The organism is Chachezhania sediminis (assembly GCF_009765275.1).
GTDB classification, from domain to species: Bacteria; Pseudomonadota; Alphaproteobacteria; order Rhodobacterales; family Rhodobacteraceae; genus Chachezhania; species Chachezhania sediminis.
Map to the genome: position 1 here is coordinate 142,160 of NZ_VOPH01000008.1, position 19,190 is coordinate 161,349.

Annotated in this window: 19 protein-coding genes; 9 read left to right on the forward strand and 10 right to left on the reverse strand. The window is 63.7% G+C overall.

Going from position 1 to position 19,190, the window contains the following annotated elements; translation table 11 throughout:
• Window positions 1–305: 305 nt before the first annotated feature.
• Complete coding sequence (locus tag FQK05_RS20170) at window positions 306–1,496, reverse strand: lipid-transfer protein (protein WP_158970250.1); 1,191 nt, start codon at window positions 1,494–1,496, stop codon at window positions 306–308.
• A gap of 43 nt (window positions 1,497–1,539) precedes the next feature.
• The gene (locus tag FQK05_RS20175; RefSeq protein WP_158970252.1) at window positions 1,540–3,093 is read right to left on the reverse strand and encodes a class I adenylate-forming enzyme family protein; all 1,554 of its coding nucleotides are present in this window, start codon (window positions 3,091–3,093) and stop codon (window positions 1,540–1,542) included.
• Window positions 3,094–3,329: 236 nt separating this feature from the next.
• Here FQK05_RS20175 and FQK05_RS20180 point away from each other — a divergent pair, with 236 nt between their 5' ends.
• From FQK05_RS20180 to FQK05_RS20210, 7 genes are all read left to right on the forward strand, one after another.
• The gene (locus FQK05_RS20180; RefSeq protein ID WP_158970254.1) at window positions 3,330–3,923 is read left to right on the forward strand and encodes a MarR family winged helix-turn-helix transcriptional regulator; all 594 of its coding nucleotides are present in this window, start codon (window positions 3,330–3,332) and stop codon (window positions 3,921–3,923) included.
• 136 nt (window positions 3,924–4,059) lie between these two features.
• Window positions 4,060–5,244, forward strand: a complete 1,185-nt coding sequence (locus tag FQK05_RS20185) for an ABC transporter substrate-binding protein (RefSeq protein WP_158970256.1) — start codon at window positions 4,060–4,062, stop codon at window positions 5,242–5,244.
• Window positions 5,245–5,353: 109 nt separating this feature from the next.
• Complete coding sequence (locus FQK05_RS20190) at window positions 5,354–6,211, forward strand: branched-chain amino acid ABC transporter permease (protein ID WP_158970258.1); 858 nt, start codon at window positions 5,354–5,356, stop codon at window positions 6,209–6,211.
• Window positions 6,208–7,152 carry a branched-chain amino acid ABC transporter permease gene (locus FQK05_RS20195; RefSeq protein WP_158970260.1) on the forward strand — a complete coding sequence of 315 codons (945 nt, stop codon included), beginning with the start codon at window positions 6,208–6,210 and terminating at the stop codon, window positions 7,150–7,152. The genes FQK05_RS20190 and FQK05_RS20195 overlap by 4 nt, the downstream gene beginning before the upstream one ends.
• Window positions 7,149–7,910, forward strand: coding sequence for an ABC transporter ATP-binding protein (locus FQK05_RS20200; protein ID WP_158970262.1), 762 nt, complete (start codon window positions 7,149–7,151; stop codon window positions 7,908–7,910). The genes FQK05_RS20195 and FQK05_RS20200 overlap by 4 nt, the downstream gene beginning before the upstream one ends.
• Window positions 7,903–8,601, forward strand: a complete 699-nt coding sequence (locus FQK05_RS20205) for an ABC transporter ATP-binding protein (RefSeq protein WP_158970264.1) — start codon at window positions 7,903–7,905, stop codon at window positions 8,599–8,601. The genes FQK05_RS20200 and FQK05_RS20205 overlap by 8 nt, the downstream gene beginning before the upstream one ends.
• 80 nt (window positions 8,602–8,681) lie before the next feature.
• Window positions 8,682–9,209, forward strand: coding sequence for a MarR family winged helix-turn-helix transcriptional regulator (locus tag FQK05_RS20210; RefSeq protein WP_233270599.1), 528 nt, complete (start codon window positions 8,682–8,684; stop codon window positions 9,207–9,209).
• A 9-nt stretch (window positions 9,210–9,218) separates the two neighbouring features.
• On the opposite strand, the gene FQK05_RS20215 is transcribed toward FQK05_RS20210, so the two are convergent.
• The 5 genes from FQK05_RS20215 to FQK05_RS20235 form a co-directional block, all read right to left on the reverse strand.
• Window positions 9,219–10,208, reverse strand: coding sequence for a fumarylacetoacetate hydrolase family protein (locus FQK05_RS20215; protein WP_158970268.1), 990 nt, complete (start codon window positions 10,206–10,208; stop codon window positions 9,219–9,221).
• 59 nt (window positions 10,209–10,267) lie between these two features.
• Window positions 10,268–10,867, reverse strand: a complete 600-nt coding sequence (locus FQK05_RS20220; protein ID WP_158970270.1) for a carboxymuconolactone decarboxylase family protein — start codon at window positions 10,865–10,867, stop codon at window positions 10,268–10,270.
• A 489-nt stretch (window positions 10,868–11,356) separates the two neighbouring features.
• A complete protein-coding gene (locus FQK05_RS20225) occupies window positions 11,357–12,667 on the reverse strand; it encodes a TRAP transporter large permease (protein ID WP_158970272.1) in 1,311 nt (436 codons plus the stop codon).
• A complete protein-coding gene (locus FQK05_RS20230; protein WP_158970274.1) occupies window positions 12,664–13,197 on the reverse strand; it encodes a TRAP transporter small permease in 534 nt (177 codons plus the stop codon). Before FQK05_RS20230 ends, FQK05_RS20225 begins: the two co-directional genes overlap by 4 nt.
• Before the next feature lie 78 nt (window positions 13,198–13,275).
• The gene (locus FQK05_RS20235) at window positions 13,276–14,328 is read right to left on the reverse strand and encodes a C4-dicarboxylate TRAP transporter substrate-binding protein (RefSeq protein WP_158970276.1); all 1,053 of its coding nucleotides are present in this window, start codon (window positions 14,326–14,328) and stop codon (window positions 13,276–13,278) included.
• 284 nt (window positions 14,329–14,612) lie between these two features.
• Between FQK05_RS20235 and FQK05_RS20240 the strand changes: the two genes are divergently transcribed.
• The gene (locus tag FQK05_RS20240; protein ID WP_158970278.1) at window positions 14,613–15,509 is read left to right on the forward strand and encodes an MBL fold metallo-hydrolase; all 897 of its coding nucleotides are present in this window, start codon (window positions 14,613–14,615) and stop codon (window positions 15,507–15,509) included.
• Between the two features lie 2 nt (window positions 15,510–15,511).
• Here the strand turns inward: FQK05_RS20240 and FQK05_RS20245 are convergent, their stop codons facing one another.
• From FQK05_RS20245 to FQK05_RS20255, 3 genes are read right to left on the reverse strand one after another with little or no spacing between them, the layout of a single operon-like run.
• The gene (locus FQK05_RS20245; RefSeq protein ID WP_158970280.1) at window positions 15,512–16,294 is read right to left on the reverse strand and encodes an SDR family NAD(P)-dependent oxidoreductase; all 783 of its coding nucleotides are present in this window, start codon (window positions 16,292–16,294) and stop codon (window positions 15,512–15,514) included.
• A gap of 29 nt (window positions 16,295–16,323) precedes the next feature.
• Complete coding sequence (locus tag FQK05_RS20250) at window positions 16,324–17,355, reverse strand: LacI family DNA-binding transcriptional regulator (RefSeq protein ID WP_158970282.1); 1,032 nt, start codon at window positions 17,353–17,355, stop codon at window positions 16,324–16,326.
• A gap of 6 nt (window positions 17,356–17,361) precedes the next feature.
• Window positions 17,362–17,964, reverse strand: coding sequence for a carboxymuconolactone decarboxylase family protein (locus tag FQK05_RS20255; protein ID WP_158970284.1), 603 nt, complete (start codon window positions 17,962–17,964; stop codon window positions 17,362–17,364).
• A 309-nt stretch (window positions 17,965–18,273) separates the two neighbouring features.
• On the opposite strand from FQK05_RS20255, the gene FQK05_RS20260 reads away from it, so the two are divergent.
• Window positions 18,274–19,182, forward strand: a complete 909-nt coding sequence (locus FQK05_RS20260) for a LysR family transcriptional regulator (protein ID WP_158970286.1) — start codon at window positions 18,274–18,276, stop codon at window positions 19,180–19,182.
• Window positions 19,183–19,190: the final 8 nt, after the last annotated feature.

Below are 19,190 nucleotides of genomic sequence, written 5' to 3' on the forward strand. Positions count from 1 at the left end.
ACGCGCTGGCCTTGCCGGCGTCGGCATACGGGGAAGCGGCCAAGGCGCCTTCGGGCTATCGCAGCAGGCTGAAGCGGCTGCGGCGACAGCCCCTGCAATGCCCATCGCTACGGGCGCGACCATGACCGCCACCAGCGCCGTAGAGCCAGTGATCGACCCCTCGCGCGACTCAAGACCTTTCAGAGCGGTAGAGAGCCCGGCAACGACGTCCTGCTGCAGCCCAGGCCCCAAGCTTGCGCAGTGCCTTGCCATACGCAAGTCCCTGGCGGACGGGACACCGGGGCCGCCGCCAGGGACCGACGGATCTAGTTGCGCTGATACGCGGCGATGACGCAGGCACCGCCCAGACCCAGGTTGTGCTGAAGCGCAATTCGGGCACTATCCACCTGCCGTTCACCGGCGGTGCCCCGCAGCTGATGTGTCAGTTCGAAACACTGCGCCAGCCCCGTCGCACCCAGCGGATGCCCCTTGGACAAGAGCCCGCCCGACGGATTTGTCACCACCTGCCCGCCATAGGTATTGTCGCCATCGGCGATGAACCTGGCTGCACCGCCTTCGGGGCAAAGGCCCAGCCCTTCATAGGTGATCAGCTCGTTCTGGGCGAAACAGTCGTGCAGTTCGACCACATCGATGTCTTCGGGCCCGATGCCTGCCGTTTCGTAAACCCGGGCCGAGGCTTCGGCGGTCATGTCGTAGCCCACCACGCGCATCATGTCGCCGCTGTCGAAGGTGCCGGGCCGGTCGGTCACCATTTCCTGCGCGATCATGCTGACGCCGTCGTTCAGACCGTGTTTTCGCGCATAGGCCGGCGACACGAGGATCGCGGCGGCCGCGCCGCAGGTCGGCGGACAGGCCATCAGCCGGGTCAGCGCGCCGGGCCAGAGCACCGGGCTGGCCATGACCTCGTCGGCCGTGACCTCGGTGCGGAACAGGGCAAGCGGGTTCCTGGCGGCATGGCGACTGGCCTTGGCGCGCACTTCGGCAAAGTCCTCCAGCCTGGTGCCGTATTTCTCCATGTGCGACAGACCCGCCCCGCCGAAATATCGCAGGGCCAGCGGGACCTCTGCATGGCCCACAAGGGCATCGGTCGCCGCATCGAAGGCATCGAACGGGCTGGGGCGGTCCTCGTAGACATTGCCAAGGGCGCCGGGGCGCATCTGCTCGAATCCGACGGCCAGCACGCAATCGGCCATCCCGTGCACAATGGCCTGGCGCGCAAGGTAAAGCGCGGTGGACCCGGTGGAACAGTTGTTGTTCACGTTGACGATGGGAATCCCGCTCATCCCCACGGAGTAGAGTGCCCTCTGTCCGCTGGTGCTATCGCCGTAGACATAGCCCGCATAGGCGGACTGGATCGCGTCATAGCCCAGCCCGGCATCCGCCAGCGCCTCGCGCACGGCGGCGGCGGCCATGCTGTCATAGGGATCGGACTGGCCAGGTTTGGCGAACTTGATCATGCCGACGCCGGCGACAACGACGTTGTTGTCCTTTGTCATTTCACTCTCCCTCCTGTGGATCGGATGGCTGTGCGCGGTCCGGTCAGACTGCGCGCGTTTCCTGGGCCCAGTACCTGTCGCGAATGTCGCGTTTCAGGACCTTGCCCGCCGGGCTTCGCGGCAGTTCGGGCCAGATTTCGACCGATTTCGGCGCGTGCACCCCGCCAAGTTGTGCCTTGACCAGGCCGATGATCTCTTCCGGGGTGACCTCTGAACCCTGCCGGACCTCGACCACCGCCTTGACGGCCTCGCCCCATTTCGGATCGGGGACGCCGATCACGGCGCATTCGTCGATGGCGGGATGCGACAGGATCACCTGCTCCACCTCGGCCGAATAGACATTGAAGCCGCCGGTGACGATCATGTCTTTCTTGCGGTCGACGATGTAGACATAGCCCTGATCGTCGCGATAACCGACATCCCCGGTCAGCAACCTGCCCTTCCGGAACGCCTTGGCCATGGCCTCGGGATTGTCCAGGTAGCCGTCGAAGACCAGCGGCCCGCTGACCGCGATCTCGCCCCGTTCGCCGGTCGGCAGTTCGTTCCCCGCGTCGTCGACAATCGCCACGCGGACGAACAGGCTGGGCCGCCCGCAGCTGGCGAACAGGGTCGTGTCGTTGTCGCCATGGGCCGCGGCCAACGTTTCACGCGGCATGAAGGTGATGAACATCGGCGCCTCGGCCTGGCCATAGCACTGACACATCACCGGCCCGAACACCGATATCGCCTCGCGCAGCTTCTCGGGCGCGCAGGGGGCGGCGGCCAGTACAAAATGCCTGAGCGAGGAATAGTCGAACTTGCGCACGTCCGGATGCGCCAGCATCGCATAGAGCACGGTCGGCGGCAGATAGAGATGGGTAATCCCGTATTGTTCGATGGTCTGCATGATCAGCAGCGGATCTGCCCTCGGCACCACCACATTGGTTCCGCCCCGCGCCATCGCCATGACGGCAAGCCCGCCGGCGGCATGCGTCATCGGCCCGGCGACAAGGTGCACGACCGGCACGTCGCTGGGCATGTTCGCCCAGAAGGCGCTGACCATCACGCCCCACAGCCGCTGCGACCACCGGGCACCCTTGGACAGGCCCGTGGTGCCGCCGGTCGGGAAGATCGATGTGATCCGTTCGGGAGCTTCGGGCACGTCGGGTGCGGGTCCGGTCGCCCCGGCCGTGAACGTTTCCATCGAGTGGGCGCCGTCGCGGCCCGCCCGGTCCAGGCACACCACCAGCCGAAGCGACGGAACGGCGGCCGCAAGGTCCAGCGCCTCGTCTTCCAACGCGGAATGATAGAACAGGATCTCGCATCCGGTCAGGTTCAGCAGATGCGCATTGGCCGCCACCGTGTTGCGGGCATTGGTCGGGACCCAGACAGCGCCGGCATAGAACATGCCCACAAGGCAGCTGAACGCACGCGCGTCGTTCGGGCTGAACAGCGCGGCCCGGGTATCGACGGACAGCCCCTGCGCATGCAGGGCGGCTGCGATCCTCTTTCCGACGGTGGCCGCCTCGCCGAATGTCAGCGACGTTTGCGTGTCCACGAAGGCGACCCGGTCCGGCCCGGTTTCCAGCCCCTTTTCAAAATAATCCAGCAATCTCATCGCGATAATCCCTCCGCCGGCTGAACGCAACGGCGCCGGGGACCGCGTCCCCCTGGCCTTCGTCCAGCCTGCTTCCCCCCGGCTGCGGTTGGGCGCAGCATGGCAGTTGTACGGGCGTCGCCAATTTAGGTCAATACAGTTGTTATAAACGAATTGTAGATATAGTTTGCTTCTTGTGCATTCTTCCGGCCTTCGCCAAAGTCCCCGCCAATTGCGTTCAGGGACGACCGATACATATGGATGATGCACCAAGCGACGACCGGGCACCGGAACCGGACGACAGCCTGACGCCACTGCCCACGTTGCCATCCCCCGATGACCCGAAAGCGCCCTGGCTGACGATGGAACTGCAGTTCCTGTCACAGCTGAACCTGATCGCGGATGCCGACCTTCGGATCAAGGAGCTGGATCTGGGCATCGGTCGTGTCCACCATCGGATCCTGTACTTCGTCGACGCGATGCCCGGGGTTCCGGTGGGCCATCTTCTTCGGCTGATCCGTGTCACCAACCAGAACGTTCACCGTCCAATGGGGGACCTGGTCCGGATGGGCCTGATCGAACAGCGCACGTCGGAAGTGGACCGCCGCCAGCGGAATCTCTACACCACGGCTCGCGGGTCCGAATTGCTGAAGCAACTGACCTCACACCAGTTTGCCCGCGTCCGCCGTGCGTTCGATTTGGCCGGCCCCGAATCGGTCAAGGGATACTGGACGGTCCTGTGGCACATGATCGAAGAACACGAACGGCAGTGGGTGCTTGGTCACGAACAGGAAGCGCTTGGCCGGCCTGCCGGCACCGGATCGGTACGACCTCGGACTGATCCCACTTAATCTCTGAAAATTCAGAGCATTCCTTTGGCGGGTGATCTGCGTCCGGACATTTATATAAATAAGATTGACTAACCTATGTTTATTTACATAGCTTCAGCGGGGGAGATTGCTACGAGACGTTTCTGGGAGGAGACTGATGAGTTTTTCGATTTCGCGGTTGGCGCGGCAGGCTTTGCTTGCGGCGGGACTGGTCGGTGCGTGCACCGCGGCACATGCGCAGGACACATTCCGGATCGCCGGGCTGGTCCCGCTGAGCGGCGCCTTCGGCATCCTGGGCGAGAACATGCGCCGGGGCGCCACCATCGCGATCGAAGAACGCGGCGGCGAGGTGCTGGGCGTTCCGATCGAGGTGGTCTGGGACGACACTGAAACCTCGACGCAGGTGGCCATCCAGAAGGCCACCAAGGCGATGGCGCGAGGCGTCGACATGATCTTCGGCGAGGCGAGCTCGACCACCACGCTGGCGATCATGAAGCTGGCCGAACAGCGCAAGGTCCCGCATATCGTGACGCTGTCCGCCGATGACCGGATCACCGGCGCCGACAAGTCGCGCTACACCTTCCGCACCTCGAACAACGTGGCGATGGAGGTCGCGGCGCTTCTGGCCTTCGCGAAGAACCAGAACCTTGAGAAGATGTACATCGTGATGGCGGACTATTCCGTAGGTCGCGACCTTGCCAAGATCCTTGAAACCGAGCTGCCCAAGAACGGGATCGAAGTTGTGGGCACCGAGTTCGTTCCGATCGGAACGTCCGATTATGCCATCATCCTGAACAAGGCGCTGGAATCCGGCGCGGACGGTCTGAGCCTGGTCGTTGTCGGTGCAGACGTCGCAACCTCGCTGAAACAGGGCGCGGATGTCGGGCTGGGCGAGAAGATGACCGTCATGGGCCTGATGCTGATGGATGAAACGCAAGGCATGGTCGTCGGCGAACGCGGATCGGTCGGCATCAATTCGACCCTGCGCTATCACCACACCCAGGACAGCGACCGGAACCGCGATTTCGTGGCGGCCTTCGTCGAGAAGTACGGAGAGCTTCCGAACCAGTACGCGGGCGAGGCCTATGACGGGATGAGCTGGTGGCTGGATACCGTGGACGCGACCGGCGTTTTCGACAAGGAAGCCTGGATCGATGCCTTCGAAGGCAGCGTCCGCGACAGTTCGGTCGAAGGTCTGAAGGTGATGCGCGCCTGCGATCACCAGGCGGAACAGGTTGCGCTGTTCGGCACCGCGGTTCCCGATCCGTCGGGCGAGCTTCCGATCGTGATGGAGATCGCCGAAAGCTTCGAAGCGGAAGAGCTCTTCGCGCCCTGCGAGTGACACGCAACGCCCGGAGCCGGCGCAGCCGGTTCCGGGTTCCTCCATTCCCATGACAATCCCGCTGCGGCTTCGGCCCGGTGGTATCCGAGTGCCGGAGCAGACCCCTTTCATGGCTATCATTGTCGTCGGACTGAGCATCGGAATGCTCATCTTCCTGCTTGCCGCGGGGCTGACCCTGATCTTCGGCATGTTGCAGGTGATCAACTTCGCCCATGGCGCCCTTTACATGCTTGGCGCCTATCTGGCCTATTCGGTGGCGATGCTGACGGGCAGCTTCTGGCTGACCCTCGTCATCGTGCCCTTGATGCTTCTTGTGCTGGGACTGGTGATCGAACGCGTCACCCTGCGCCCGATCTATGATGCGGACCATGTCTATCAAGTGCTGATCACCTTCGGCGTCGTCCTGGTGATCGACGAGGTCGTCCGGTTCTTCTGGGGGCTCAGCGGTCGGCAGTTTTCGCCCGCCGCCTTCCTTGTCGGCAGCATCGACATCTTCGGGACCGAGGTTTCCCGCTACCGTGTCTTCGTCATCGTCGTGGGTGCCATCGTGATGACCGCGCTTTTGCTGGGGATCGAGAAATCCCGCATCGGCCTGACGGTCAAGGCCTGCAGCGTGAACCCCGACATGGCCGCGGCCCTTGGCATAAGGGTGGAACGGGTGCGGATGATGGTCTTTGCCGCGGGCGCAGGACTGGCCGGTTTCGCCGGCGCCATCGCCGGCCCGATGCTGCCGATCCAGCTTCAGATGGGGAACGCGATCCTGCTGGACTGCTTCACCGTCATCATCATCGGGGGACTGGGCAACATAAGGGGCGCCATCGTCGCCGCCTTCGTCGTGGGGATGAGCCGCGCCGTGGGCCAGCAATGGGCCGCGGAATGGGTCGATGTCTTCACCTACAGCCTGCTTGTGCTCGTGCTTCTGCTGAAGCCCGAGGGACTGTTTTCCAAGAAGGAGCGTACGGCATGACCCGCTTCTGGACACGGGATTTCCTGATTGCGCTGGGGCTTTGCGTTCTTCTGCTGGCAGCCCCCCTGGTGACCCGGAATGAATCCGTCTTCTTCCTTCTGTCGCTGATCGTCATCTGGTCGATCTTCGCGCTGGCCTTCGACTTCTGTTTCGGGCGCGGGGGGATCCTGTCCTTCGGACATGCCGCGTTCTTTGCACTCGGCGCTTATGGCTATACCTGGGCCACGATGGATCTTGGCCTGGGCTTTGGTGCAGGGCTGGCGATGGCGATCCTGTGCGGCGCCGTCTTCGCGGTGATCGTGGGGCTGGTGGGCCAGCGGGTGACCGGGCTTTACTTCGCGCTGCTGACGCTGATGCTGGCGCAGCTTCTGGCGATCATCATGGTCACCCGGCTGCGCCGCTTCACCGGCGGCGACGACGGGATTGCAGGCGTCCCGCGGCCGATGTTCGGCGGGATCGATTTCTTCGAAACGGTGAACTTCTTCTGGCTGATCGCGGCGATCCTGCTGGCGGTTGTCGTCACGATGCATGTTCTGAACCGCTCTCCCCTTGGGCAGGCCATCGCCGGCCTGAAACAGAACGAGGAACGCGCCCGCCAGATCGGCTTCAACACCGCCCGGCTGCGGCTGGCAGTCCTGTCGATCTCGGGCGCCTATTCGGGGCTTGCCGGGGCGCTTCTGGGCGCGCTGCTGATGTATGTCAGCCCGCAGCTCCTCAGCTGGAAGGTCTCGGGCGATGTACTGATCATGGCTCTTCTGGGCGGCACCGGCACACTGGCCGGTCCGATCCTGGGCGTCACGCTCTTCGAACTGCTGAAGGAGGTCCTGTCGAGCTATACCGAGTACTGGTACGGCATCCTGGGCATCACCTTCATCCTGTGCACGATCTTCCTGCCGAAAGGCGTGGTGAGCCTGCTTCTGGGACGGGACAAGTCGCGATGACCACTTCGACCGCCATTTCCTGCGCCGGCGTATCGGTGTTCTTCGACGACTTCCGGGCGCTGAACAAGGTCTCCATCGATGTGAAAGCGGGGCAGGTCGTTGCCCTGATCGGCCCGAACGGTGCCGGCAAGACGACGCTGCTGAACGCGCTCAGCGGGCGGCTGCCCCAGACCACCGGGCGGATCATGCTGGGCGGCACCGACATCTCGCGCGTGCCGGTCCACCGGCGGGCAGCGATGGGACTGGGGCGCAGTTTCCAGATCATCAACATCTTTCCCGAAATGACGGTGCGCGAAAACCTCCGCCTTGGGGCGCAGCCGCATAAATTCCGGTTCCAGCCGTTCTGGCGCGACGTATCCGGCTGGCGCGACCTTGACGAAAAGGCCTGCGCCGTGGCGGAGGAGGTCGAGCTGACAGATGTGCTCGATACACCTGCCGCGATGCTGAGCCACGGACGCCAGCGCGCGGTGGAACTGGGCCTGTCGCTGATGTCGGATCCCAGCGTGCTGCTGCTCGACGAGCCGCTTGCCGGTGTCGGCCAGGCCGAGATCGATCAGACCGTCGCGCTGATCGAACGGGTTCGCCACGGACGCACCGTGCTTCTTGTCGAACACAACATGGACGTGGTCATGAACATCTCGGACGAGATCATCGTGATGATCAACGGCGAGATCCTGATGCGTGGCACCGCGGCCGAAGTGCAGGCCGATCCGCGCGTGCGCGAGGCCTATCTGGGTTCGGGGGACCGTGATGCTTGAACTGATCGAGGCTCAGGTCAGCTATGGCAAGGCCATAGCGCTCCACGACGTGTCGCTGGCCGTGGCGCCGTCGCAGGTGGTGGCGCTGGTGGGCCGGAACGGTGCCGGCAAAAGCACGACGCTGAAGGCGATGATGGGGGTCCTGCCGCTGGACAGGGGCCGGCGCAGGCTCTTCGGCGAAGACGTAACCAATCGGTCGGTCGACGCTCTCAGCCGGATGGGCGTGGCCTACGTGCCCGAGAACCGGCAGGTGTTTTCGGGCCTCACGGCGGAAGAGAACCTGGATGTCGCGGCGCTGAGCCACGCACCGGGTCCCTGGACGCGCCAGCGGGTCTATGACCTTTTTCCGCGGCTGCATGAACGCCGCACGGCGCAGGGTACGTCGCTTTCGGGCGGCGAACAGCAGATGCTGGTGATCGGGCGCGCGCTGATGACGAACCCACGGATGCTGCTTCTGGACGAACCCACCGAAGGGCTGGCACCCGTCATCGTCGACCAGATCGTCGATGCCGTGCGCGAGATCGCGGCCAGCGGCACCGGCATCGTGTTGGTGGAACAGAACTTTCAGGTGCCCCGGCGCGTCGCACATTCCTTTGCGCTGATCGACAGCGGCCGGTTTACATGGCAGGGCGGCGCGGACCAGATCACGCACGATCTGGAAACGCTTTTGGCCGGATTTGCCGCTCACTGACGACCCCCGGGGCCGGCGCAGGTACTTCCGGAAAATGACCCGGTGCCACGCAGACCCTCTAGCAGCGGGAGAGCAATGACGTGCCGAAACGTTGCCCCGACCCTGGCAGGGACGACCTGCCGCCCGCGTCGCGCTTGGACGACGGTTCTCTGCCCGACACGCCGCCCGAAGACCGGCTGCCCTTGCTGGAACTGGTCGCCTTCGCACAGATGCAGCTTACCGATGCCGCCCATGGCGAGATGACGGCGATCGGGCTGGACCGGGCGCATCACCGGGCGCTTTACTGCATCCGCTGGTATCCGGGCATCACGGTCAGGGAGCTTGGCATGCTCCTGCGGATCTCGACCCAGGCGCTGGCCCGGATGATCCGGCCGCTTGTCAATTCTGGCCTGGTCGAGCAGCGTCTGGATGGCAGGGACAGGCGCCTGCGCCGGCACTATCTGACAGAGACCGGCGCCAGACACCTTTCGAACTGGTCGCGTTCCCAGCATGCTTGGATCGATGCAGCGCTGGCGGGTTGTCCGCGAGCCGATCTCGACGCGTTCTGGCGGGTCATGGAACATCATGTAGACCCGCAGCACCTGCGCCGGACCGACGGCAAGACATGAACCGGATGGTCAGCCGGGCCGCACAACACGGTTCTTCAGGGTGCCGATCCCCTCGACATACAGTTCCACGACATCGCCGGGTTTCAGGAACCGCATCTGTTCGATACCGGCCCCCGTGCCCACCGTGCCCGACCCCAGAAATTCGCCCGGGTAAAGCGTTTCGTCCCGGGAGATATGGGCGATCAGGTCTTCGAATTTCCAGTACATCGACGCAGAGGTTCCCCCGCCCCAGATCTCGCCGTTGACGCGGGCCTCCATCTTCAAGGCATAAGGGTCGGTCAGTTCGTCCGCAGTCACCAGCCACGGACCCATGGGATTGCCCGTATCGAAGTCCTTGCCCTTGCCCGGCCCAAGGTTGCCCGGCATCTCGAGGGTCTGTTCGTCCCGCGCGCTCATGTCATTGAAGATCGTGTACCCGAAGATGAAGTCGCGTGCCCCGGTGACCGAAACGTTCTTGGCCGGCTTCTTGATATAGCAGCCGAACTCCAGCTCGAAATCCAGGGTGTTGCAATAGCCGGGCCAGATCACATCGTCATCGGTGCCGATCACGGCGAAGCGGTTGGCCTTGTAGTACAGAGGCCTCTCGTAGAACTCCTTGGGCATGAACAGGATCTGGCGCTCCTCCATCTCGCGCATGGCGGCGTCCGGATCGTCAAATAGTGCTGCACGAACCTTGCGCGCCTCGCGGAAGGCATTGATGAAGTGCTCCTCGAAACAGGCACAGTCGCGGATCTGCGGCGGCGGCTGCAACGGTGCCTGCAGCCTGACGTCCGCCCGCCGGATGCGGGCCCTGCCCGGCGCGGTGTCGAGCACGTCGTAGGCCCGGCCTAGCGCATCGTCCCCGCCTTCGATCAGCGCCTGGAGCGAGGCGAAGGACGCGTCCGGCCGCCCGGACAGGAACTGAACCGCTGCCTGAAGGTCGACGATCGTTTCGCCGTCATCGACCACGGCGCCCAGACGGTGCCGGCTGTCGCCTGCAGTGAATGTCGCAAGTTTCATGTATCGGTTTCCTCTGATCGGTCCGGGGCGGGACGCAGCACTGCCGTTTCGGATTGCCGTTACGGCTGCGACGCCTCCGATACGGCGCGCATCTTCTGCAACCACGGGATTTCGGGGATGACAGCGGCCGGGATGGGTTCGAGCGCGCTTCCGACAAGGCTGTTCCAACGGTTGAACCAACCGAACAGCGCCACGACCGCCAGAACGTCGATGATTTCCGCCTCGTCCAGAACCGTGCGGGCCGCATCGAAAGCGACCTGCGCACCCGTCACGGGCAGAGTTCCGCCCGCCCGTGCAAGGTGGAGCGCGGCGCGCTCCCTGTCGCTGAACAGGCTGCTGGTCGGAAAATGCTCCAGCGCCGCGATCTTTTCGGGCGCGGTTCCGGAATGAAGCAGCGCATGCGCTGCGTGGCAGGCGCTGTACAGGCAACCCGCACGGCGACTTGCTTCGCAAGCGGCCAGGAACCGCATTTCGACCGAAACCTGCGCCTCGTCCCGGGCCACCAGCTGGACCAGATCCATCAGGACCGGCAGCAGACCGGGCTTGCGCGCCAGTGTCAAAAGCGCGTTCGGGCGATACCCGAAGCTGGCGACCAGATCTTCAAGCAGGGGATCGGCAATGCGGTCGTCATCCGCTGTCAGCGGTTCCAGCTGTGGCATCGAAGTCTCCTCCCTCGATATCCGAATATACTTCAATAAGATAAAGTATAACAATCTATTTGTATAAAAAAGTCCGGCACTCGGCCTCGAACCCGGACGCTTGGCGACTGCGCCATTATGGTGACAGGAGCAGGATCCAGTCTTCCCCCTGCCCGTTCACCAACCGTCCCGAGGTCCGGGGCGGAGAAGCAGCGTATGGCAAAGCGGTCCTGTCGGCTTCTGAAGGGCCGCAGCCAGACTGCAATCCGCGCGATCCACCGCCCGAACGGATGCCGCCGCAGGAGAAAGGGGTCTGAACCGGGGCGTTGTCGGTCGCCCGCCCCGGACCCGAACGGTGCATCGTGGCCAAGACCGCAAGCCATATGGCGCGGAACCATATCCCGCAGGCGTCCAAGGCAGTTGGCTGACCTTCTGGCCCTGGCCAGCCATGCGCCCAGCTTCGGCCACCGGGTGGTCAGGGACCTATGCTTTTGGTCTCGCCTTCAGACTTTACATCATCGTGTCGGGCAGGAAGGTGGAAATGCCCGGCGCCAGGATCAGGATCAGCAGCACCCCAAGCTCGATCAGGATAAAGGGCAGGATACCCACGTAGACTTCGCCGATGCTGACCCTGCCATCCGAGGCGCTGACCACGGCAAAGAGGTTCAGGCCGACAGGTGGCGTGATCACGCCGATCTCGATCATCTTGCAGAGGATGACGCCGAACCAGATCGGGTCCATCCCGTAGGCGTTGATGACCGGAAAGACGAAGGGCACCGTCATGACCAGCATCGACAGCGGGTCGATGAACATGCCCAGCAGGAAATACATCAGCACCATGACGACGATGAAGCCGCCTGCCGACAGACCGCTGCCGGTGACCAGGTCGGTCAGGTCGGACACGAAGCCGGACAGCACCAGAAAGCGCGAGAACAAGAGGCCTGCGATGATCAGGACGAAAAGCACCGCCGTCAGTTCGGCCGTTTCCCGCATCGACGACCATATCTGCGCGGCCGAGATCCGGCGGCGCACCAGGGCGATGGCGAGGGCGCCCGTGGCACCAAGGGCGCCGGCCGTGGTTGGCGGCGTGATCCCGGAATAGATGCCCCCCAGCACGATGAAAACCAGGACCAGCATCGGCCAGATGCCTTTCAGGCCCACGACCTTGTCGCGGAGCGACCAATGCGTTTTCGACGGCGGGATCCAGTCGGGCCTGAGCCGGGCGATAGTCGGGATCGCGATCAGGTAGCAGCCCGCGGTCAAGAGCCCGGGCAGGATCCCGGCCATGAAAAGGCGCCCGATGCTCTGTTCTGTCAGGATGCCGAAGACGACGAAGGTCAGGGACGGCGGGATCAGGGCGGCAAAGGTTCCGGCCGCGGCGATGACGCCCGCGCTCAGGCCCTTGTGATAGCCGCGCGCGATGACTTCGGGCAATGCGATCCGGGTGAACATGGCCGCGTTCACGATGGTCGACCCGGAGATCGCCGCAAAACCGGCCGAGGCCATGGTCGTCGCCATCAGAAGCCCCCCGCGCACGCCTTCCATCCAGCGGTTCACGGCGCCGTACAGTTCGCCGATGATGCCGGAATAGGCCGCGATGGTGCCCATCAGGACGAACATCGGGATGACGGCAAAGGAGTATTCGCTGGCCACCGAATAGGGCAACGACTGGACCATCACCCACAGGAAGGTGGGGCCGCCGACCAGGAACAGCCCGACCGCACCCACGATGCCGATCGAAAAGGCGATCGGGATGCCGAAGGCCGACAAGGCGATCATGGCGCCGATGGCGCAGAAACCGGTGATCAGGGCGTCGGTCATGCCATGCCTCCGGCATCGTGCGCGGAGATGGTAGGCTCGGATCCGGCCAGGATGTGCAGCAGCTGCCTGAAGGCCTCCAGGGTGGCAACGGCGCAGCCAAGCGCCAGCAGGAACTTGCCCGGATAAAGCGCGATCGGCGTGGCACCCGAGGCATGTTCGTCGATCTGCCAGCTGTGCAGCGCTTCGGCCATGCCGAACCAGGCGATGGCCCCGAAAAAGGCCATGGCCGCCAACCGGGAACAGATCATCGACAATCGGCGCAGCCAGCCGGTGAACCGTCCCGACAAGATGTCGACCGTGATGTGCGACCCCTTCATCTGTGCTGCCGCCAGCCCGGTGAAGACCACGATCACCAGCGCCACTTCGGAGATCTCCAGTGCGCTTGGCACCGGGCGGCCAAGGACCGAGGTGCCGATGACGTCGGCTGTGCCGATCACGGCCATCAGCGCGATGAAAACGGCCGCGATGGCCAGCGCCGCATAGCACAACCAGCGAATCGCGGTGTCGGCGGATGTCAGTATCAGGCGCATGGGTCCTCCCGACGCGTGGGTCGATCTATGGGACGGACCGGCCGCGACAGCAGGTCCGTCCGGGGCTTCTGCCCAGGCTCACTCGGTCTTGGCGAGCGACTGGTACTTGGCCATCAGGGCGTCGGCATAGGACTTGCCCTCGGCCCCCAGCCCGCGCTCCTCCATGGACGCGAGCCACAGAGCCACCATGTCCGGCACAGCGGCGTGCAAGGCTTCGGGGTCGTCAAAGGTCACCATCTCGGCGCCGGCCTCCAGCATCGCGGCCTTGGCACGCGCGCCGTCGGCTTCCATCTGGTCGTTCCACCACAGGGTCTGCTTCTTGCCTTCCTCGACCAACAAGGCCTGGGTGTCGGGTGTCAGCGCATTGAACTTGGCCAGGTTCATGCTGTCGGAATAGGCCACGATCCCGCCCATCGGCACGTCGACGATGTACTTCGCCACCTCGTGCAACTTGTACGCCTCCATGTCCGGGAAGGACGAATAGGTGCAGTCCAGCGAACCGCGCTTCATCGCCTCGTAGGCGTCCGACACGATGACGTTGACGGGGGTGGCGCCCAAGGCTTCCACCAGTTTCGGGATGTAGTTACCGAAGGACTTTATCTTAAGCCCCTTGAAATCTTCCATCGTCTTCACCGGGCTGGTGCATAGGAAATAGAAATTGCCCAGTGCCCGGAAGATCAGCGGCTTGATATTGTTTTCTTCATATTCAGCCACCTGTTCCGGATTGCTTGCACTGACGTCCATAAGTGCGACTGTTGCGGCTGCCGGGTCGAAAAAGGTATGCGGAATTGCATTCGTCATTGAATAGAGCGGCAGCTGGGTAATGAAATAGCCCGGAACGATATCAGAGATATCGACAGCCCCTTTCGAAACGAGGTCCAGCGCTTCCTTCATGCCACCCAGAGATCCGCCCCAGAACATCTGGACCTTGACCTTTCCGTCCGTGGCCTTTTCGACGTCCTCGTTGAAATTGGTCGTGGTGACAACCATCGGATACGTCTGCGGCAGCCCCGACGCATGGCGCAAGGTCACCTTGGAATAGTCCTGTGCAACAGCAGATTGCATGGATGTGGCAGCCAGCAGAACCCCCGCAAGGGCGCTGGCGATACGGGTCTGTGTCGTGCGGTTCATGTGATGTCCTCCCTGAACGTTTCCGTGATCTGCAGCGCCGGATTGCGATGTCCAGGCCACCCGGACGCTGCGTTTCGCCTGTCACTGGACAGGCGCGAATTGAAGACAGGTATCCGTATCCCGCCGAATGCTCGACGGAATCTCATAGTCGTTATTTTTTTCTTTTATTTGATATCGTATGCCGTCATATTACGACATCGTCGAAACACCCTGCGAAATGAATTAATAGATATCCGCGAAATCTCGGACTTCCTTCGGGCCAGCGGGGAATAAGGAGTGGCGAAATGAAGACCATCGATCTTGGCGGTGTAACCGTTGACAAGATTGTCGAGAACCCGGGCCTTTGGCTCGATCCGTTTTGGCTTTTCCACAATATCGACCAGCCGACCATCGACCGGAACCTGCCCTGGATGCAGGATTTCCTGTTCGACCGCGCCACCAACCTGATCAGCCTCAGCTTTCACAGCTTCCTGATCCGCGCGAACGGCTTCAACGTACTGGTCGATACCTGCGTCGGCAATCACAAGACCCGTCCCGGCACGCCGTTCTGGAACCAGCTGGCAGGCGACCGCTACATGGCGGATCTGGCGCGCCACGGGCTGACGACAGCCGACATCCACATGGTCATGTGCACCCATCTGCATGTCGATCATGTCGGCTGGAACACCCGCCTGGAAGACGGACGATGGGTCCCCACCTTCCCCAATGCCCGCTACATCTTCGGACAGAAAGAATTCGACGGCCATGCCGCCCGGCAGGCAGCTGACCCGGAAACGCCGATCAACCGCGGGTCCTGGGCGGACAGCGTCCTGCCCGTGGTCGAGACCGGTCAGGCCGAGTTGGTCGACTTTGACTTCATCCACACGCTGGGGCTGGAAGAACGTATCACGCTCCTTCCCACGCCCGGCCACACGCCGGGCCATTTCTGCGTCAATGTCGAAGGTCGTTCCGGCCAGGGCCTGATCACCGGCGACGCGATCCATCACCCGATCCAGTTCCGCGAACCGCACCTGGTGAACAACGGCGACATGGACGTGCCCCATGCCCGCGCCACGCGCGAGGCGCTGACCCGCAGGCTGGCCGACAGCGGAGAGCTGATGCTGCCCTGCCATTTCGCCGGCCCCACTGCTGGCCGGATCCGGCCCGATGGCGAACATTTCCGGTTCGAATTCCTCGACTAGGCTCACAGGGTCACCCCCCCGTCCACCACCATCTCGAGCCCCGTGATGTAACGGGACTCGTCCGAGGCCAGGAACAGCGCGGCCATGGCGATGTCTTCGGGCGTGCCCTGCCGACCCATCGGGCATCGGGCATCGCGGGCTTTCATCGCCTCGTCCCGTTCTTCTTCGGTATCGAACAATGCCGCGGCGTGGGGCGAATTGATCAGGCCCGGCAGGATGACATTGCAGCGGACCTGGTGCGGCGCATACTGGCGGGCCACCACCTTGGTCATCCGGTTCAGCGCCGCCTTGGACACGTTATAGGACAGAAATTGCATCGCGCTCCACCGCAGGCTGGCGATGGAGGAGACGTTGATGATCGACCCGCCGCCTTGCGCGATCATATGCGGCACCGCCGCCCGGCCGGCCGCCATGGCCCCCTTCAGGTTGATGTCGAAGACCCGGTCCCAGCTTTCGTCGGTGACCTGCGTCAGTTCCCCGAAGGCCTCGATGCCGACATTGTAGTGCAGGACATCGATCCGGCCGTAACGGTCCATGCAGGCCGCAATCGCCGCGTCTATCTGGGTCGTGTCAGCCACGTCGGCGGCAAAGGCACTGGCGGTGCCGCCCGCCGCCTCGATCTCGGCCACTGTCCGGCCGGCCGCCGCCTCCGAGATGTCGACACACAGCACCTTGGCCCCTTCGCGGGCGAAGGTCGTGGCCACGGCAGACCCGTTCGACGGCCCGCTCCCGATGGAGCCCGCGCCGATCACCGCCGCCACCCTGTTCCTCAGTCTCTCTGCCATCTCTCTCCTCCCCCCCGATCGGCACCGTTTCAGGGGCCGGAACACTGCCCCGGTGCCCCGCAGGACTGCCGGTCGATGAATTGCGTCGGGATCATGATCCGCTGCGGTTCTCCCTGATCGTCGCCCAGCCGGCGCAGCATCAGTTCGGCCAGCATCTGGCCCACCAGGTCCAGGTCCCAGGTCACGCAACTGATCGCCGGCGTGTAAAGCCGCGCCAGGTCGGTATCGCCGACCGCCAGCACGCTGACATCGCCAGGCACCTTCAATCCGTTCTGCTGCAGGCCCTGCAAGGTGCCCGCCAGCATCCGCGTGCCCAGGCACAGAAAGGCCGTGGGCGCCGGCCGAAGCGACATCAGCGAAAGCGCCTCGGAGGCCACGAATTCCATCGACGATTTGTGCGCCCGGATCAGCGCCTGGTTCAGCGCGATCCCCCGTTCCGCCAGAGCTTCGGCATGGCCGGCGATGCGTTCGCGGCCCGGGCTCAGCAGGCTGGACGACGACAGCAGGGCGATCCGTTCATGACCCAGGTTAAGCAGGTGCCGGGTCGCCTCGTAGGCCGCGCGGCGGTGGTCGACATGCAGGCCGCTCTGTCCCTCGCCAAAGTCACGGTCATAGCCGATGACAGGCAGGTCGCCGCTGTCCAGCGCTTCCAGCATTTCGGGGTTTTCCGTCTCGCAGGGGCCCACAATCAGGCCATCCACCCGGCGCCGCTGAAAGAGGTCGATCAGGAACTTTTCGCGCGTGCCCTCGTTGTCGGTATTGCCGACCAGAAGGGCATAGCCTGCCTGCTGCAACCGTTTTTCCGCCGCCCGGATGACACTGGCAAAAAACGGGTTCGACAGGTCCGTGACCAGCATGCCCACGACCTTGGTGGACTTCAGGCGAAGGCTTTGCGCGATGGCATCTGGCTGGTAGCCCAGCTTGCGCGCCGCGTCCGTCACGCGGATCACGGTTGCCTCGCTGACCCGGCCGGTCCGGTTCAACGCGCGCGAGGCCGTGCCGATCGACACGCCCGCGGCGGCGGCAACATCCTTGATGGTCTTGCGACTGCGCTTCGTCAAAGTCGTCTACTCCCTGCGATGACCCTCGGGAAAATGGGCCTGCCCGATTTCGAGCGGCACCGCAGTCGTTTTAGTGTAGTAGGACGCCAGCCGATACACGCCGCAGGCAAAGACCAGTTCGATCACCTGCGACACGGGCCAGCGTTCGTTCATAAGCGCCCAGGTCGCGTCGGCGACATCCGCGTCCTCGTGCAGTTCGTCCGCCATGCGGACCATCAGCCGGTCCTCGTCCGTCCAACGGAGATCGGTCAGCGCCTGCCAGTCTTCGGCGGTCGCCAGTTCCATGCACATGTCACGGTCCAGCGCGCAGCGGTCGCCGTAAATCGCGACATGCATGCCCCAGGGATATTCCGCCCCCGCCCGCGCGGTGGTGCGCATGATGGCGATTTCCTTTGCACGCAGCGCAACCTCGGCTCCGAACAGAACCTCGTGGGCCAGCGCCTGGAACCGGCCGGCCAACGCTGGATGATGGGCCATGGACAAGCGCAGATTGCCTGGGGACAGGCCCTTGAAGGCCGTGTTGTCGATCGCCTTCCGGGTCTCGTCATCATAGGGCGGCTGGCGCAGGGGAAGCCGCTTCGACTCCGGCAGGTTCGCTGTTGTGGTCAAGGTCGTCCTCCCGCGAGACTGGTCCTGTCCGCGCGCCCGTGCAAACGCGGAATCGTTTGCTATTGTTGCGCGCAGAACGAATGAGCTGTCAAGCATGGCGCCGAATTTCCTTTGCCCGGGCCCACACGATGCGCCATCCAACTTCAAACTTACATAATTTATTCAATGTTATATCTGAATTTCCTCGGATCCTCTGCGTGCCTTCCCGGCGCCCAGCCTCCCGCTTGACAGGTGCCCGGAGCGTGCCTAGCGTGCGTAAACGTTTTTCTATATTGCGATGCCTCGGCGAGTCCGTGGCGCGGTGGGCGAATGCGGCGACCCGATCTGAACATCCTTGTGATCCTCTGCGCGGTCTACCGCGAAGGCAGCGTCACCCGTGCGGCCGAGCGCCTGAACCTGACCCAGTCGGCAATCAGCCATGGGCTGGGCCGGTTGCGCCTGCTGTTCGACGATCCGCTCTTCGTTCGAAAGGGCAACCGGCTGGTCTCCACCCCGCTGGCGAAGAGGCTGGCCGAAGAAGCCCGCGAAGGCCTGGAACGGCTGGAAGCGCTGTTTGACCAGGGCACCGAATTCGATCCGACTGCCAATGCACGCACCTTCACGCTGGGCGTGCGCGACGTGCTGGAGGCCTCGCTGATCCCGCCCCTGGTAGACGCGATGCTGGAGGAGGCCGGACAAGTCTCGCTGGTGTCGGCCCATGTGCAACGGTCGGCGATGGCGACGCGACTGGCCTCGGGTGCCATCGATGCGACTGTCGATGTGTGCCTGGAACAGCCCGAAGAGGTGCTGAGCGAGCGCATCCTGGAAGAGGAGTTCTGCGTCGTCGCCCGCCGGGACCACCCGCTGGCCTGTCATCGGCACGACCTGTCGGCCTACCTGGCATGCGATCACGTACTGATCAGCGTCCGGCAGGAAGGGGACGGCTTCGAGGATTCGAAGCTGCGCCGCCTGGGGCACCGGCGGCAGATCAAGCTTCGCTGCCAGCACTACCTGGCGGCCTACAATGTCGTGCGTCAGTCCGACCTGGTAGCGACAATGCCGCGGCGACTGGCCGAGATGTTCAGCGATTCAGACGGCGTGGACCTTCTGCCCGTGCCGTTCGAAATCGGGCGGATGGACTTTCATCTCTACTGGCACGCGTCGCGCGATGCCGATCCCGGAAACCAATGGTTCCGGCAGATGGTCAGACGCGCGGTCCGTGTCCGCGCGGCAGCCTGACATTCCTT

Bases quoted from the DNA above. Each gene is read 5' to 3' on its own strand.
- FQK05_RS20170 (WP_158970250.1), bottom strand. From the start codon at position 1,496: ATGACAAAGGACAACAACGTCGTTGTCGCCGGCGTCGGCATGATCAAG.
- FQK05_RS20175 (WP_158970252.1), bottom strand. From the start codon at position 3,093: ATGAGATTGCTGGATTATTTTGAAAAGGGGCTGGAAACCGGGCCGGAC.
- FQK05_RS20180 (WP_158970254.1), top strand. From the start codon at position 3,330: ATGGATGATGCACCAAGCGACGACCGGGCACCGGAACCGGACGACAGC.
- FQK05_RS20185 (WP_158970256.1), top strand. From the start codon at position 4,060: ATGAGTTTTTCGATTTCGCGGTTGGCGCGGCAGGCTTTGCTTGCGGCG.
- FQK05_RS20190 (WP_158970258.1), top strand. From the start codon at position 5,354: ATGGCTATCATTGTCGTCGGACTGAGCATCGGAATGCTCATCTTCCTG.
- FQK05_RS20195 (WP_158970260.1), top strand. From the start codon at position 6,208: ATGACCCGCTTCTGGACACGGGATTTCCTGATTGCGCTGGGGCTTTGC.
- FQK05_RS20200 (WP_158970262.1), top strand. From the start codon at position 7,149: ATGACCACTTCGACCGCCATTTCCTGCGCCGGCGTATCGGTGTTCTTC.
- FQK05_RS20205 (WP_158970264.1), top strand. From the start codon at position 7,903: ATGCTTGAACTGATCGAGGCTCAGGTCAGCTATGGCAAGGCCATAGCG.
- FQK05_RS20215 (WP_158970268.1), bottom strand. From the start codon at position 10,208: ATGAAACTTGCGACATTCACTGCAGGCGACAGCCGGCACCGTCTGGGC.
- FQK05_RS20220 (WP_158970270.1), bottom strand. From the start codon at position 10,867: ATGCCACAGCTGGAACCGCTGACAGCGGATGACGACCGCATTGCCGAT.
- FQK05_RS20225 (WP_158970272.1), bottom strand. From the start codon at position 12,667: ATGACCGACGCCCTGATCACCGGTTTCTGCGCCATCGGCGCCATGATC.
- FQK05_RS20230 (WP_158970274.1), bottom strand. From the start codon at position 13,197: ATGCGCCTGATACTGACATCCGCCGACACCGCGATTCGCTGGTTGTGC.
- FQK05_RS20235 (WP_158970276.1), bottom strand. From the start codon at position 14,328: ATGAACCGCACGACACAGACCCGTATCGCCAGCGCCCTTGCGGGGGTT.
- FQK05_RS20240 (WP_158970278.1), top strand. From the start codon at position 14,613: ATGAAGACCATCGATCTTGGCGGTGTAACCGTTGACAAGATTGTCGAG.
- FQK05_RS20245 (WP_158970280.1), bottom strand. From the start codon at position 16,294: ATGGCAGAGAGACTGAGGAACAGGGTGGCGGCGGTGATCGGCGCGGGC.
- FQK05_RS20260 (WP_158970286.1), top strand. From the start codon at position 18,274: ATGCGGCGACCCGATCTGAACATCCTTGTGATCCTCTGCGCGGTCTAC.